The organism is Candidatus Cloacimonadota bacterium (assembly GCA_028706475.1).
Taxonomy (GTDB): domain Bacteria; phylum Cloacimonadota; class Cloacimonadia; order Cloacimonadales; family Cloacimonadaceae; genus UBA5456.
Genome location: JAQWBI010000013.1, coordinates 1 through 13,966 on the forward strand (window position 1 = coordinate 1; position 13,966 = coordinate 13,966).

Consider the following 13,966-nt stretch of genomic DNA (forward strand, 5'->3'; position numbering starts at 1 on the left):
GCTGATCGCCAGTCTAAATATCTCCCATATTTGTCAAGAAAAGCTCGCTTGGAACCATCTCGACCTGCTTTTCTCTAAGAACACAAGGAAAGTAGCATAATGAAGTGGGAGGTATTGAACAGTCTCTAAAAATGGGGGAATGCCAGTAAAACAAATTTGCATTGACAAAAGATGTCTTTGTATATGTTGTGAAGTCCTAAAGAAATCAGGAGAAAGTGATGCCTGCTATAGCTGTCTTGGGTTGCATGTGGGGTGATGAGGCGAAGGCAAAGATTGTGGACTACCTTGGAGGCGATGCCGATTTTGTGGTGCGTTTTCAGGGGGGCAGCAATGCCGGTCACACCATCGTTGTAGATGGGAAGAAGTACGTATTTCACACAGTACCGTCCGGGATATTGTATCCCGGCACAAAGTGCATAATCGGCCCCGGAGTGGTGGTTGATCCTTTTGCCTTGATGGATGAAATTCGCAGTTTAGAAGCTGTGGGTATTGATTTTAATCAACGCTTGTTCATCGATGAGCGAACCGGGCTTGTCCTGCCTCTGCACATGGAATTGGATCGCAGGGGTGAAAGCTTGCTGAAAGACGCAAAGATAGGTACTACTGGGCGCGGAATCGGGCCAGCGTATGCCGATCTCACCGCGCGAACCGGGATTAGATTGATCGATCTGGCCCATCCTGCCTATTTGAAACGAAGAATTACCGATCTTTACGAATACCATGGTCTCAAAGCAGATCCCACTCTATTGAAAGAGCTCTTGGGACGGCTGAGTGATTGTTGGAAGTTAATTGAAAAGAATGTAGTACAGAGTTATGAACTCTTGCATGAGGCCCGTCTGCAGGATGCCAAGATTCTCTTTGAAGGCGCTCAGGGAACCTTGCTGGATCGCTCTTGGGGCACCTATCCCTATGTGACCTCCTCAAATACGATTGTAGATGCCATTGGCGTAGGAGCGGGATACTCTTCCCGGCTTCTTGACGAGGTTCTGGGTGTGTTTAAAGCATACGGCACCAGAGTGGGCGAAGGCCCTTTCCCTACAGAGATGTTTGGGGATTTGGCAGACAAAATCCGGATGCAAGGCAACGAATTTGGCGCTACCACTGGCAGACCCAGAAGAATCGGGCATTTTGACGCAGTGATGGCTGCGTTCACATCCAAGCTGAATACTTTGGACGGTATTGCTCTTACCCTGCTGGATGTGCTTTCAGGCATTGAAGAGCTGAAGATTTGTATAGGCTATAAACTTGGAAAAAAGGTGCTGACCAGTCCGCCATCGCATCCCTTGGACTTGCAGAAAGTAGAACCTATCTACACGTTGCTCAAGGGTTGGGATGAAGATTTGGCAAAAGTGCGCTCATTCTCCGCTCTACCCCAGAATGCAAAGATCTATCTTGAAGCCATCGAAGATTTGCTGGAAACACCGATAAAGATAGTGTCGGTGGGCAAAGAGCGCAGTCAGACCTTTCATACAAAAAAGTGAGATACTGGGAGGATACCATGAAAACCCGTTTAGTCTTTATCCTGATGCTAGTCTGCACGGGTCTTTTTGCCCAATCTGCAGACACGCTGTCCGTAATGAATGTATCCATGTACGCAAACCCATTCTATGAATCCTACTCCCGCAATTTTCACGGTGCCGAAGCGGCAGGGAGAGGATACACCGGAGCTGCTGTATTGGGTGGTGCTGAAGCTGGTCTGATCAATCCTGCAGTAATGATGGCGGATTCCGCGTATGCCTTTGCGGAGATCAGCGTCAAACCATCTCAAGACGTCGATGGATTAATCTTTAACGCAAATTATGTGTCACCAATGCCTCTGGGTATCTTTGGTTTCGGTTTCCCCGTGGGAAGCAGGATGGTACTGTCTGCAATGTACTCCAATCCCAAGAGCATACAGCTACAAGACTTTATTATCGAGATCAATCAGGGAGCAGATCTGGTGGTGCGCTCGCCAAAGTACAATCTTCACCAATTCAGTGCGTTGGCAAATTACAGGGTTATCGATAGCATCCGCTTGGGTCTGGCAGCACATTATCAATTGCACAATTACTTCGATCCTATTTTTCTGCACTCATACGACCGGGTGGAAGAGTCTGTAGCCGCTCTGAGATTGCAGCCTGGAATCCTGATGGAACACGGGCCTTTCATGGCGGGGCTTTCTGCTACTTTGCCCACTCCGATCGAAGTGGATTTGCGCTATGGCAATTACGACTACGATCTGCCCCTGGAACTTAGCGGTGGACTCAGCTATACCAAAGGGGAATATCGTCTTTCCGGAGATTGTGGCTTTATAAACGACTCTGCCCTCGATGGCAGATTCAACGATCGCTTCAGCCTGCACCTTGGAGGAGAGCGTCATAGAGAGAACCGCATATTCAGGGCAGGATATATGTATCGCTCCGATGTATGGGAAGGCGAGATCATGTTACCTCTAAACACCACCGCTAATGCGGATACATCTATGTTTTGGGAAGATGTACCGACCAGCATGAGGGTCAAGAACGACTCTCAACACTTCATTACAGCCGGGATTTCCTACCTATTCAAGCATGGTAAGATCGATGCATCCATCATGCATTGTATTATTGGGGACAACCCTCAAACTCAGTTTAATATCGGGCTTGGGATAAAGCTAAACACCTTCTTTTCCAAAGAGTTGCCAGAAAGACGATGAAGCATCCCATAGTACAGATAAGAGCCATAGAAAACTATGATCTGCCCATACTGGAAGATGCTGTAAAGGCTTGGTTTTCAGAACTTAAAGACAATAAAGTACGACGCAGCAAGCGGGTATTGATAAAGCCAAATCTCTTGGGAGCTTATCCGCCGGAGCGCGCCGTAACCACTCACCCGATGGTTCTTGAAGCCATTATCCGCTATTTCCTGGCACTCAAGAAAGAGGTATGGTTGGGAGATAGCCCCGGGGGCTCTGTATCCGTGAAGAAAGTGTGGGAAACCTGTGGTCTGCAGGATCTTGCCGATCGCTATCCCATCCGCTTGGTAAACCTGTCCACAGAAAAGTATCGTGAATTGAACTATGAGGGAACTGAGGTAAAGATCTCCGAAGCACTGTTCAAATGCGGAATCGTGATAAACGTAGCGAAGTACAAAACTCATTCCCTGATGTCTTATACTGGAGCCCTGAAGAATCTTTATGGCTTGGTTCCGGGCATGGTGAAAAGTGAATATCACCGGCAGAATCCGGATACCAGAAGCTTCGCCAGGTTGCTACTTGCCATCTATGGTCTCTGCCGCTCCAAGATCACTTATAATATCATCGACGGCATCATGGGGATGGACGGAGCAGGACCATCGGCGGGGAATCCCAGGCATTTTGGACTTTTGATGGGTTCATCCAGCATTCCGGCGCTGGATACGGTGGCCTCACGCATGATGGGGCTCAAAATCAAAGACGTGCCCTATCTCTGGGATGCTCTGCATATGGAGGGCATCATCCCTTCGCAGATCCAAGTTCCACATAGCTTTTTGCATCACTCAATTCCCGGTGTGGATACCCGCATAGTGAAGCTTAGTAAAACCGGTTTAATCTACTTGCCCAAAGCACTACGCTATGCTTTTAAACAAGTATATTACTACTATCCGGTGGTTAGCTCGCGTTGTGTGCGTTGTGGTGTATGCGTGCGCAGTTGTCCGGTGGAGGCTGTTTCCTGGCAGGACAACGGCTATCCCATGGTGAATAGAGATAAATGTATCAAGTGCATGTGTTGTCATGAACTCTGCCCCACACAAGCCATAGATATTCACAAATCTTTTATTGCACAGAGGTTTACACGATGAAAGTGAAGTCCAGGGAAAGTCCCCGGATTTTGTCCTATCTTTACGCAATCGCCATAGTGCTCCTCATACTCTGGATCTTGGTGCTAGGCAGAAACAGCTTCTGGAATACCTACCAGTTGAAGCGCCAAGTGGAAGGTTTGGAGAAAGAAGCTGAATTTCTGAAAGCGGTAAACGACTCTCTGGCCAGAGAAAACATGCGCTTGAAGACGGATCCGGAGGCTGCCGAAAAAGCAGCCCGGGAACAGTTTGGCCTTACGAAACCGGGTGAGAAGGTCTTTAGATTTGTCCCATCTAAAGAGAATGAACGATGAAATTGCCCTACGATATCCCTGAAATGAGCGAGATTAAGCCCCGGGCTGTCGCGGAGCTTCAACGTTTAGCCGGCGAACTCTTCGATAAAGACTCCTCCAACCTCGAAGATAACATTGAAAGCCTGGTGAATCTAACAGTACAGCATCTCAACATGATCGAGGATCCCCAGCGCTTTATAGCAATTATTGCAGTATTCTTCGATGCCTGTTTTAAAGCTTTGAGCAAACCGCGCAAGAACCATGATAGTGAGCTCTACAAGTTCTTTGTGATCATGAATCATCTGCCTGTGCTGGAACAATCTCCCTTCTATGGGCAGATCCTGGAGATACTCTCACATTACTTTAATAAAAATGCATCAGTGATCAAGCTGTTTGATAAGCTGCAACTCCTCTATCTGTTTGTGGAAATTAAGCACTTCGATGCCGCCGCTGCTCTGGCCACGGAATTGGAGCAGGAGATTACCGAAGAACATCTCAGTTTCTACACTCTATATCAGATATGCCGTTTCAAGATCATGGATGCATTCAGCAATGTGGAAGCCAAAATCAGGATCCTCTTGAAACTCACTACTCATATTTTCCGCAATGAAGGTGAAGAGTGCGCTTTATTCCTGATGGGCCGTTGGATTAGCTCACTGGACATTCTGAGGCCTACTCCATATTATCGGGCTCTGTTGAACAACCTCTATGCGATTGTAAAGAGTCATCAGAACGTGAATAGCGCCATCGTGGGTTACGAACTGTTTTCCATGGACGACAGGATGACTTTGCCGGAAGCGAAGATGCAGCTTTTAAACGAGCTTATGTCCCTCAAAGAGAGTATGCTGAATGCGGAGCAACTGCATGCGCTGCATTTCTTTGCCGGCAACTATGTGAGCGGCAGGAATGAAAATTTCAGGGATAGCATCCAGAGCTTCAAATCGTCAAACTACTATCTGTATAAATGCTGGGAGCGTCTGATTGGCATATCGAAATACCTGAGGATGCATGTAAGCAATCGTGACTACAAAGTGTGTATCGGCTATATGGATAAACTCTATCTGGATCTCAGTCACCAGACCAGTATGCGAAACAACAGCTATGTGGAAAACATGCAGGCAAATTTCGACCGGATTGACGAGCTATACCGGGAGCTGGGCGAGCTCTCTCTCAGAGATACTCTAACCGGTTTGCGTAATAGACGATACATGGAAAACAACCTGATTCAGATCGTTGCGCTGGCTTTCAGGCATAAAGCTACGGTTAGTTTTGCTATGATGGATATAGACTTCTTCAAGAAGGTAAACGATATCTATGGGCATGCTGCCGGGGATCTTGTCCTGCAGGAATTGGGGAAGATGTTGGGCAAAGCCTTCCGCAAGAGTGATATAATCATCCGCTACGGAGGTGAAGAGTTTCTCGTGGTGCTGTTTGATATTATGCCCGATAAGTGCTTGGCTATGATGGAGGAATTGCGGACTGAGATAGAAGCAAGTACCTTCAAGTATCAAAGACACAAAATAAAGATAACGATTAGCATAGGCCTGGCCTGCAATTTGATGTATTCTGCTACTGAATTCAATGACCTCATGCAATATGTGAAGCATGCCGATAAAGCCTTGTATGTAGCCAAAGAGAACGGGCGTAACCGGGTCGAAGTGTATATGCCCGAGAAAAATCCTGCTTGACAAACAACACATAAGCGAAATTCCTTTCCTGATAAGGAGAATGCCATGGCAAAGATAGTCGTAAAGAATCTAAACAAGTATTATGATAACGGTTTCCACGCTGTAAAGGACGTTAGTTTTGTAGCTGAAGACAAGGAGTTTATGGTGTTAGTAGGCCCCTCGGGTTGCGGTAAAACTACTGTGTTGCGCCTGATTGCCGGTTTGGTAGAAATCTCCAGCGGGGATATTTATATAGGTGATAACCTGGTAAACAACAAGCCGCCTAAGGATCGCGATATCGCTATGGTGTTTCAAAACTACGCTCTCTATCCCCATATGACAGTGTTTGACAACATGGCTTTTGCTCTGAAGTTACGTGGTGAAAGCAAGGCGGAAATCAACAAAAAAGTAGATGTAGCTGCTTCTCTTTTGGGCATAGAGAGCATGCTGAAACGCAAGCCTGCACAACTCTCTGGCGGTCAGCGTCAGCGTGTTGCCGTAGGCAGAGCCATCGTGCGCAATCCTAAAGTATTCCTCTTTGATGAACCCCTTTCAAACCTGGATGCCAAACTGCGTGTGGCCATGCGCGCAGAGATCGTGAAGCTGCACCAGACCTTGGAAAACACCATGATCTATGTTACTCACGACCAAGTGGAAGCCATGACTATGGCAGATCGCATCGTGGTGATGAAGGACGGCATCATCCATCAGATAGACAGTCCATTGAATATATACAACAATCCCATAAACGTCTTTGTGGCAGGTTTCATCGGTAGTCCTGCCATAAATATGGTTACCGGCAAGCTTGTAGCAAAAGACGGCGCTCTTTGCTTCGACAGCACGGATTATCAGCTCACCCTCACTCCTGATCAGGCTACAAAGCTCAAAAAATATGAGAACAAGGCCATTATCATGGGTATTCGCCCCGAGGACATCTATGATGCCCGCCACGACAGCATGGCAGAATATCCTCAGAAGTTCAACCCGGTTTGTGATCTCGTTGAGCCGCTGGGCAGCGAATTTCACGTGGTATTGAAAACCAGGCAATACAGCTTTGTTGCCAGATTTGATCCCAAGGAACTGCCCAAGGTTGGTGCCGTACTTCCCGTAACCGTAGATATGGTGAAGGCGCATTTCTTCGATCCTGAAAGCGAGCTCGCCCTGTATTGAGATGAAGCGCTTCCTTCTGTGGATGCTGCTCATCTGTGTGCTTCCTCTGGCAGCGTCGATAGACGAAGATTCAGCCATGGCCAATGCCCTCTCCGGGCTTAGCCTACTCTCGAATTCGGTGGCGGATTACCGTATCTCTCCGGTGATGCAGATCAGAGGCTTTTGCACAAACTATATGCGTCCCTTCAATTCACCGGATATTAGCATTTATGGCCTGCATAATGCGATAAGTTTGAATAATCTCTTCATCGGGGTTGGGAATAGCTATCTATATCATTCAGACTATACCAAGCACAATACCTATCTGAACGCACATTACCTCCTCCGGGGTATTAGCGTGGGCGCTACCGGGCATATGATTTACGACTCTGTAGCTGGTGAGGACGGCGAATACGAATGGTATTACGATCTGGGTACAGCTTTCAATAGAGGCAGTTATGCCGCTGAGATCAAGCTCTTGCGATGCAAAAGCCCACTTCAACAGACTGCGTATAGCTTGAAGGGGAGTCTCAGTGAAGACTTGGATGCAGCCCTGGGATATGTGCAACAGAAGGAACAGAATGACTATTTTCGCGTAGCTGTTACCGCTAACCTTCTCAGTTTGATCACCCTTTACGGCTCCTGGCAAAGCGATCCCAATCGTTTTGGTATGGGCGTTCAGGTGAATACACACACCTGGAGTCTGATGTATTCGATCCGCAGCCATAGCACGCTGGATCCGGGACATGCGGTCTCACTGGATATCTATTGGTGAAAGCTGCCCTGGGGCTAGTCTTTCTGGTGATCTGCTCCGGGCTTTGTGCTCAAAGCCTTCCCGGTGAATTACTGGGCTTTCCGGAATTGGCGCAGGACGAGTTGATTGACGCCGTAACAGATGACTATTATAGAACTTATGAGCCTTTCAACACTGCCTTCTCCATCTCCGGATCCCACACCGGCAGCAACAGTGCAAGCGGTTACCTGCATCTGAAAAAGGACAATTGGCAAGTGCGGGGCGGATTGCGGGGGGAAAACAGCACTCTCGCTAATCTGCAGCTAATGTTTCGGGATTATGCTGTGCTAGGTGCATATAGAGTATCCTGGGGAAACGGACTGCTTTTAAATAGAAGCACTTATACTCCCGCTCTGCTCAATCCACCCAATCCCCAAACTTTTTCGCTTTCAGGACTGGCATTCAATCTGAATAAGGGAAATTGGGGACTATTGGCTGCGCTTTCGCAAGTGGATCGGGATGTGGTTTTAAATGAAGGCAACATCTCACAACTGCCTAAAAATAAACGGAATTACCTGAATTCAAGCTGGGAAAGAATCGGTGCTATAGGCTTATACTATGCAGAGGAGCATACCGCAGCCGGAGCTCTTTACTATCGCCAGGGTTACGACCGTGGCTTTGTAAATGCTGAAACGGACTCTTTGCTTCATGCTTTCAGTGCGTATCTGGGTATGCATACCAAGCATCATAGGCTAATGACAGAGTTGGTGCTGCAAGATGGCTCTCCTTCACTAAAGGCGGACTGGCAATTCAGCCAGGGAAAAGTGCAGAGTATGTGGGCTTACACCATGATGAAGCGCTATCAACGTCCTGCTTATGCTTCTAAAGCCATGCTGATCAGCTCTCTGGATAGGCGGGAAGAACTCCGGGCAGAGATCGGCTATCAAGCCTTGAAACACATGAACATCGCCTTTGGAACTGTGCTGAACAATCGCCGGGGAGATGTATCCGATCCCGACTGGCTGGCTCATAACAGCCTGAAACTCACTTATCGCGATCAACACAGCATGCTTAGCATGGTCATCAAGACGATTGACAGAGAAATCCTTGCAATGGTAGATTCCACATATGCGGATAGCCGTCCCAACCACTGGCGCTTTGCTCTGTCTGCTGAACACCAGCTCAATCCCGTTTGGGATATCCAGATGAAGGCTCGTTATCATCACCAAAAGCATAATGCAAGCCTTCGCAGCGGTTCATATTGGGCTCAACACATTGGTTACCGGCATCGGGTTCTCAAGATGAAGGTGGGCATAGCCGCAAGTTCCAGCGTGAATTACAAGATGATACTGTATCAGGACAACGATGAGGGCTATGAGATTCTGGGAGATTCCACGCTTCGGGCGGAGTTTGAAAGCACATATCAATGGCGGGGTTTTAGTCTGAAAGCGGTTCTGTATCAGAATATGGTCAAGCCCCAAAGCACTGGCATCACCCTGAAGCTAAACGGCAGCTTCGGATAAAGCCAAATAATATACGGAGTTCAAGACACCTATGCTATCTATATATGTAAAACAAATTAAGGGAGGCTTGGAATCGGGCAATGCATAGAATCTACCCCAGATATTGAAGTCCGCTTAATTTATAACATATAGGTATACAATAAGACACATAAGGTCAAATGGACTTCAATCGCATTATCCAAGTTAAACTTAGTGTAGTAATCTCAGTATTGCCACAGCGACCGAAGGGAACTTCTGAATCTGCGTGATATTCATCCCCTCTATATCAAGCATTTCCGAAGCTGATATAAAGCTGTTATCATTCAGTGCCCGCTAGATGATAACCCGATAATAACTGGTTCAAGTATAGATAAACCAGAGGAGGAATAAAGCCCTAGAGCTATTCGGTAGATTATCTGCCAAATTTGGGTGTGGCTGTCCAGTAGCAAAACGTCATTCATGCCTTGACGAGTCACAGAGGTGAGGGCAGCATTTTGGACTATTCATAGTTCATAAATCGCACGTAAAGCCTGTATCGCATTTATCTGACAGCGTAACAGGGGGCGACGGGGATCAATAAAATCCGGATACTGAAGATCATCCCTAAGATAGCTATTTACCTTTTCTGAGGCATATTGGATGGGATTACGATATGGGGCAAAGCGTCCGTAGCGGATGTTCATAATCTCTCCAAACACGATGCGCAGCAGTTTGTTACGGATTCGCATCGGAATGTTGAAATCCCGAAAGGCGGGGAGTGGAATCGGAAGGTACTTTTGGCGATATATATACCAAAGCTTCCTGCCCACCAGCAGATGAAGCGGGACTTTCGCCCAAAAATCCATAAGCTCAGCATCCCACAAGGGCAAACACCACTGGTAACCAAAATATTCATAGACACGCACCGAATTCACGATGAATTTCGCCTGCCGCTCACAGATATTCCAATCCATGCAAAGCATCGCAGTCCAACGAGCATCCGCTTCTTTGGGGATATCGATGGTCTCTTTTATCCTTTGGGCAAATCTCTCGTGCCACAGTGGTGATAAATCTCGCCACAGACTGTAATGCTGTTTGCTAATCTGCCCGATAATCTCTGCATCGCTGAAGCTCTCTTGTTCCATGTACAGTGGCGGCATGTGAGCGCCTTGCAGCAGATCCGCAGAATGACCGGGGATAAACACGCTATCGGCTGGAATCAAGCCTTTCTTTTGCATGTCCCGCACTGCATGCCAATCCTGGATATGAGCGCTGGATACAGCATTTACAGCGTGTTTATAATGCTGCTTACGCTCTTCCGAGAAATATACCTGAAACCAGCTATCCCGGCTGTGCTCGGCAAATATCCACGGAATTTGCAGGTATTTTGCCACTTTTTGGGAAATGCGAACTTCCGGGCTCGTTTTGGCATCGTATGTGAAGCAGAATATCTTGGGATACTGCGCTTGTTTAAGCAGATAGGCAATCAGGCGGGAGTCGTATCCACCGCTCAAAGGTATTACCGCAGGGCGTCCTTCAAGCGAGTGTATTAACCTGTTTATTGCTTGTTGATGCAGTACATGCAGCCTTTGGCACAGCTCTTCCGTGCTGCTGTCGCTAACTTCTGGCTGAACGTATGTATAATACCGTTGCAGCCGCGGCATTTCTCCCTTGTTGATCAGCAGATAACTGGCTGCCGGGATTTGTTTTACATTAGGGTCCAAAGTCTCATCCCGGCACACATATCCCGTCATCAAAAATTCTGCTAATATCATGGGATCACCGGATTTGAGGGTATCGATATCCAGATGATGTAAGGCTTCGCTACTATCTGCCACATTGCCCTCACAGTCCCAAAACAGCGGGATGGAACGGATGCGATCCACTGCGGCCAATACATAGTCCTTCCCCTCGATCACCATCGCGAAACAACCATTTGCCTTCTGTAACTCGGCTTCTATCTCCGGGATGCTTTTTCCCTCGCTAAAGCGTTGAAATATATCACTTAGATCTGCCTTATTGCCCTCATCATCATAGAGATAACCTATAAAATGAAGGTTCGAGAGCTGTTCCCAGCCGCTTTTACTTTTTATCATTTACGTCTCAGATTGAGCAGTATGGCAAGATCGGTGGGTTGGCAGCATCATCTCTTTTATGCTGAAGCCATCGCCAACTTTCAGAATTACCAGATAGTAGATTCCATAAAGGATGTAGGAGATACTGGATGCAAATGCTGCGCCCTGGCTTCCCCAAAGGGGGATGAAGACCATATTCAGGATGATGTTTAGGATCAGGCAGCCAAGAGTGATGTATAGATGTACTTTGGGCCTTCCGGAGCAGAAAAACCATGGAGAGACCACTTTGGGAATGCAGGCAAAGAGGATGCCGGGCAAGAGGATCAGCATCAGACGTGTCGCCAAAGCGTAATCCGCTCCATATACCCAGGGGATTAGCAGACTGCCGGGGATTGCTATGAGACACAAGCCAATGCAGATGCTGAAGCTGATGCGGTTTGTGCGTGCCAAAAGCTCCTTGCCGTCATCTCCTTCAGGAAGGTTGAAGAGCCTACCCGTGAGGGCGATATTGATGGAATTGGGCAATAAAAACATCAGTTCGGCAATAGTTACGGCGATGGTGTAGATTCCCAGGTCTTCCGTGCCCAGATAGTTCTTGATCATGATCTGATCTACCCTGTAATGCATGTAAGAAAACAGCGCAGAGGCCCAGGACACACTACCATAGGCGAATTCCATCTTTATAAGGGGAATCGATATCCCAGCAGAGTAGTTTTCTTTCAGCTTGATTTGGATGAGAATGAACCATAATAGCAAGGCAATTACCGTAGTGAAGAAGAATGATTGTACGGTCAGCATGCCCAACAGCCACAGCAGGACTATCACCCCGCTTTTCACAAAGAAGGATATCAATCCGATCTGATTGTTCAGAATGATGCGTTCGTCACCAGTTAGCCACGCTTGATGGTGCCCGATAAAGAAGTAGGATACCATCATCACCAGGCCGCCGATTACCATTAGCCAATTGTAATCCTGCATTATAATCCCGAAGTATTTCAGCAAGATCACTACTGTTATGAAAAACACGGAGAGGAAGCCTAAAACATTCATGTTTGTACTGTAGATCACCATCCGCTCGACGTTGCTCCGTTTCTGATGGAAGGCTGCAGCGGATGTGATGCCCAGATGTCCAAAATTGCCCAATAGGGTGAATATCAGGATGATGTAGGCTACATAACCCTGGCGTACAGGCCCCAACGCCCGGGCAACTACTATGCCGGTCACTACTCCAAAGATGATCTTCAGAGCTTGCGTAAAGAGGTTGTGACCTATGTTTTTCCTGTAGCCCATGTATCTCTAAAATATCTCAGCTTGTTCCGCGATGGGGCTGAGACCCAGGTGGCGATAGGCTTTGAAAGTAACCTTGCGACCCTGTGTAGTACGCTCCAAAAAGCCCTGCTGCACCAGATAAGGCTCAAAGATCTCCTCGATGGTTCCGGAATCCTCGCCGATGGCGGTAGCAATGGTCTTGATGCCTACCGGACCGCCACGGTAGTTCTCTATGATAGTTGCCAATATGCGTTTATCCATCTCATCCAATCCTGCATGATCCACCTGCAGCATCGTGAGAGCAGCATTGGCTATCTCCAGTGTGATGATGCCGTCTCCTCTGATCTGGGCATAATCCCGTACCCGGCGCAACAAGCGATTGGCGATGCGTGGCGTACCCCGGCTGCGGCGTGCCAACTCTTGCACTCCTTGCTCATCGGTGGGAATGTTTAAGAGCATGGCAGAGCGTTTGATGATGCGCTCGATGGATGCCTGGTCGTAATAATCCAACCTCAGTACAATACCAAAACGGTCTCTCAATGGCGGTGTCAGCAATCCGGCGCGAGTGGTGGCCCCTATCAAAGTGAAAGGCTCGATGGGTATCTTCAGCGTGCGTGACGAAGGTCCGCTATCCAGAATGATCTCCATCTCGTAGTCTTCCATGGCAGGATAGATGTACTCTTCAATCACGTGTGAGAGACGGTGGATTTCATCGATGAAAAGTGCTTCCTGCCTGCCCAGATTGGTGAGTATGCCCGCCAAATCCGATGGTTTTTCGATTACAGGACCGCTGGATACTGTGATGTTTACCCCCATTTCACGGGCAATTATGGATGCCAGTGTGGTCTTGCCCAGTCCGGGAGGGCCATAAAACAGTACATGATCCAACGGTTCACCCCTCAGGCGGGCTGCTTGGATGCTGATGTCCAGCTGTTCTTTGATGTGATTCTGTCCTACAAAGTCACTTAAAGTTCGCGGTCTCAGTGCGTGGTCAAATTCAGTTTCATCCGTTTGTAGGGCGGGATTGTTTATTCTTTCCAGCATGTTACTTCTGTTTGTATGGAGGAATCACGAGCGGTTCATCCAAGAGCTTGATCAGGTTTGTTCCTTCCGGGATGACTATTTGCCAGCCTTTGGTCTGTCCGCTGGCTTTATGGGTCAGCATCATGTGCATCGTGTCTCCGGCCTGCCATTGGCGTTTGAAATTGCCCAATTGGATACTTACTATCACGGTTTTGGAAAACTTCATACCGTCTCCAACTTCTTTGATGGCAATAGTATGAATGGGATGCGTTTCGGTGGAGATTACTTCATCGGGATTGGCCTGCATCCATGCACGCAGTACATACTCGTTTGCACTTTTCTTCTCTGTGGCTGTCACCACGGGATTGCTGCCATCGTTCAGTACCAGTTTCTGCACGTAAACGCGAGGAATCGTTATCCCTGCAAGGCTAAAAGCCAAGAGTACGAAAGAGAGTACTACAATGAATTTCTTCAAGATCTG

The 13,966-nt window shown here is 47.7% G+C and carries 12 protein-coding genes; 8 read left to right on the forward strand and 4 right to left on the reverse strand.

Annotation, left to right across the window (positions count from 1 at the left end):
• The first annotated feature begins 218 nt into the window (after positions 1–218).
• Genes PHF32_03875 through PHF32_03910 form a run of 8 tightly spaced genes read left to right on the forward strand, consistent with a single transcriptional unit; the run spans position 219 to position 9,160 of the window.
• A complete protein-coding gene (locus PHF32_03875; protein MDD4559865.1) occupies positions 219–1,481 on the forward strand; it encodes an adenylosuccinate synthase in 1,263 nt (420 codons plus the stop codon).
• 17 nt (positions 1,482–1,498) lie between these two features.
• Positions 1,499–2,674, forward strand: a complete 1,176-nt coding sequence (locus PHF32_03880) for a hypothetical protein (protein MDD4559866.1) — start codon at positions 1,499–1,501, stop codon at positions 2,672–2,674.
• Positions 2,671–3,798 carry a DUF362 domain-containing protein gene (locus tag PHF32_03885; protein MDD4559867.1) on the forward strand — a complete coding sequence of 376 codons (1,128 nt, stop codon included), beginning with the start codon at positions 2,671–2,673 and terminating at the stop codon, positions 3,796–3,798. The genes PHF32_03880 and PHF32_03885 overlap by 4 nt, the downstream gene beginning before the upstream one ends.
• Positions 3,795–4,109, forward strand: a complete 315-nt coding sequence (locus PHF32_03890; protein MDD4559868.1) for a septum formation initiator family protein — start codon at positions 3,795–3,797, stop codon at positions 4,107–4,109. The genes PHF32_03885 and PHF32_03890 overlap by 4 nt, the downstream gene beginning before the upstream one ends.
• Positions 4,106–5,776: a GGDEF domain-containing protein gene (locus PHF32_03895; protein MDD4559869.1), complete on the forward strand. Its 1,671-nt coding sequence runs from the start codon at positions 4,106–4,108 to the stop codon at positions 5,774–5,776. Before PHF32_03890 ends, PHF32_03895 begins: the two co-directional genes overlap by 4 nt.
• Positions 5,777–5,821: 45 nt before the next feature.
• Positions 5,822–6,925, forward strand: a complete 1,104-nt coding sequence (gene ugpC / locus PHF32_03900) for a sn-glycerol-3-phosphate ABC transporter ATP-binding protein UgpC (GenBank protein ID MDD4559870.1) — start codon at positions 5,822–5,824, stop codon at positions 6,923–6,925.
• A 1-nt stretch (position 6,926) separates the two neighbouring features.
• A complete protein-coding gene (locus PHF32_03905; GenBank protein MDD4559871.1) occupies positions 6,927–7,679 on the forward strand; it encodes a hypothetical protein in 753 nt (250 codons plus the stop codon).
• Positions 7,673–9,160: a hypothetical protein gene (locus PHF32_03910; protein ID MDD4559872.1), complete on the forward strand. Its 1,488-nt coding sequence runs from the start codon at positions 7,673–7,675 to the stop codon at positions 9,158–9,160. The genes PHF32_03905 and PHF32_03910 overlap by 7 nt, the downstream gene beginning before the upstream one ends.
• A gap of 482 nt (positions 9,161–9,642) precedes the next feature.
• Here PHF32_03910 and PHF32_03915 read toward each other — a convergent pair whose 3' ends face one another.
• From PHF32_03915 to PHF32_03930, 4 genes are read right to left on the reverse strand one after another with little or no spacing between them, the layout of a single operon-like run.
• On the reverse strand, positions 9,643–11,214 hold the full coding sequence (locus PHF32_03915; GenBank protein ID MDD4559873.1) for an asparagine synthase-related protein: 1,572 nt from the start codon (positions 11,212–11,214) through the stop codon (positions 9,643–9,645).
• Complete coding sequence (locus PHF32_03920) at positions 11,215–12,483, reverse strand: MATE family efflux transporter (protein MDD4559874.1); 1,269 nt, start codon at positions 12,481–12,483, stop codon at positions 11,215–11,217.
• Positions 12,484–12,489: 6 nt separating this feature from the next.
• A complete protein-coding gene (gene ruvB / locus PHF32_03925) occupies positions 12,490–13,506 on the reverse strand; it encodes a Holliday junction branch migration DNA helicase RuvB (GenBank protein MDD4559875.1) in 1,017 nt (338 codons plus the stop codon).
• A 1-nt stretch (position 13,507) separates the two neighbouring features.
• A complete protein-coding gene (locus PHF32_03930) occupies positions 13,508–13,960 on the reverse strand; it encodes a hypothetical protein (GenBank protein MDD4559876.1) in 453 nt (150 codons plus the stop codon).
• Positions 13,961–13,966 lie beyond the last annotated feature (6 nt).

Coding starts and splice junctions, on each gene's coding strand:
- PHF32_03875 (MDD4559865.1), top strand. CDS start 219: ATGCCTGCTATAGCTGTCTTGGGTTGCATGTGGGGTGATGAGGCGAAG.
- PHF32_03880 (MDD4559866.1), top strand. CDS start 1,499: ATGAAAACCCGTTTAGTCTTTATCCTGATGCTAGTCTGCACGGGTCTT.
- PHF32_03885 (MDD4559867.1), top strand. CDS start 2,671: ATGAAGCATCCCATAGTACAGATAAGAGCCATAGAAAACTATGATCTG.
- PHF32_03890 (MDD4559868.1), top strand. CDS start 3,795: ATGAAAGTGAAGTCCAGGGAAAGTCCCCGGATTTTGTCCTATCTTTAC.
- PHF32_03895 (MDD4559869.1), top strand. CDS start 4,106: ATGAAATTGCCCTACGATATCCCTGAAATGAGCGAGATTAAGCCCCGG.
- ugpC (MDD4559870.1), top strand. CDS start 5,822: ATGGCAAAGATAGTCGTAAAGAATCTAAACAAGTATTATGATAACGGT.
- PHF32_03905 (MDD4559871.1), top strand. CDS start 6,927: ATGAAGCGCTTCCTTCTGTGGATGCTGCTCATCTGTGTGCTTCCTCTG.
- PHF32_03915 (MDD4559873.1), bottom strand. CDS start 11,214: ATGATAAAAAGTAAAAGCGGCTGGGAACAGCTCTCGAACCTTCATTTT.
- PHF32_03920 (MDD4559874.1), bottom strand. CDS start 12,483: ATGGGCTACAGGAAAAACATAGGTCACAACCTCTTTACGCAAGCTCTG.
- ruvB (MDD4559875.1), bottom strand. CDS start 13,506: ATGCTGGAAAGAATAAACAATCCCGCCCTACAAACGGATGAAACTGAA.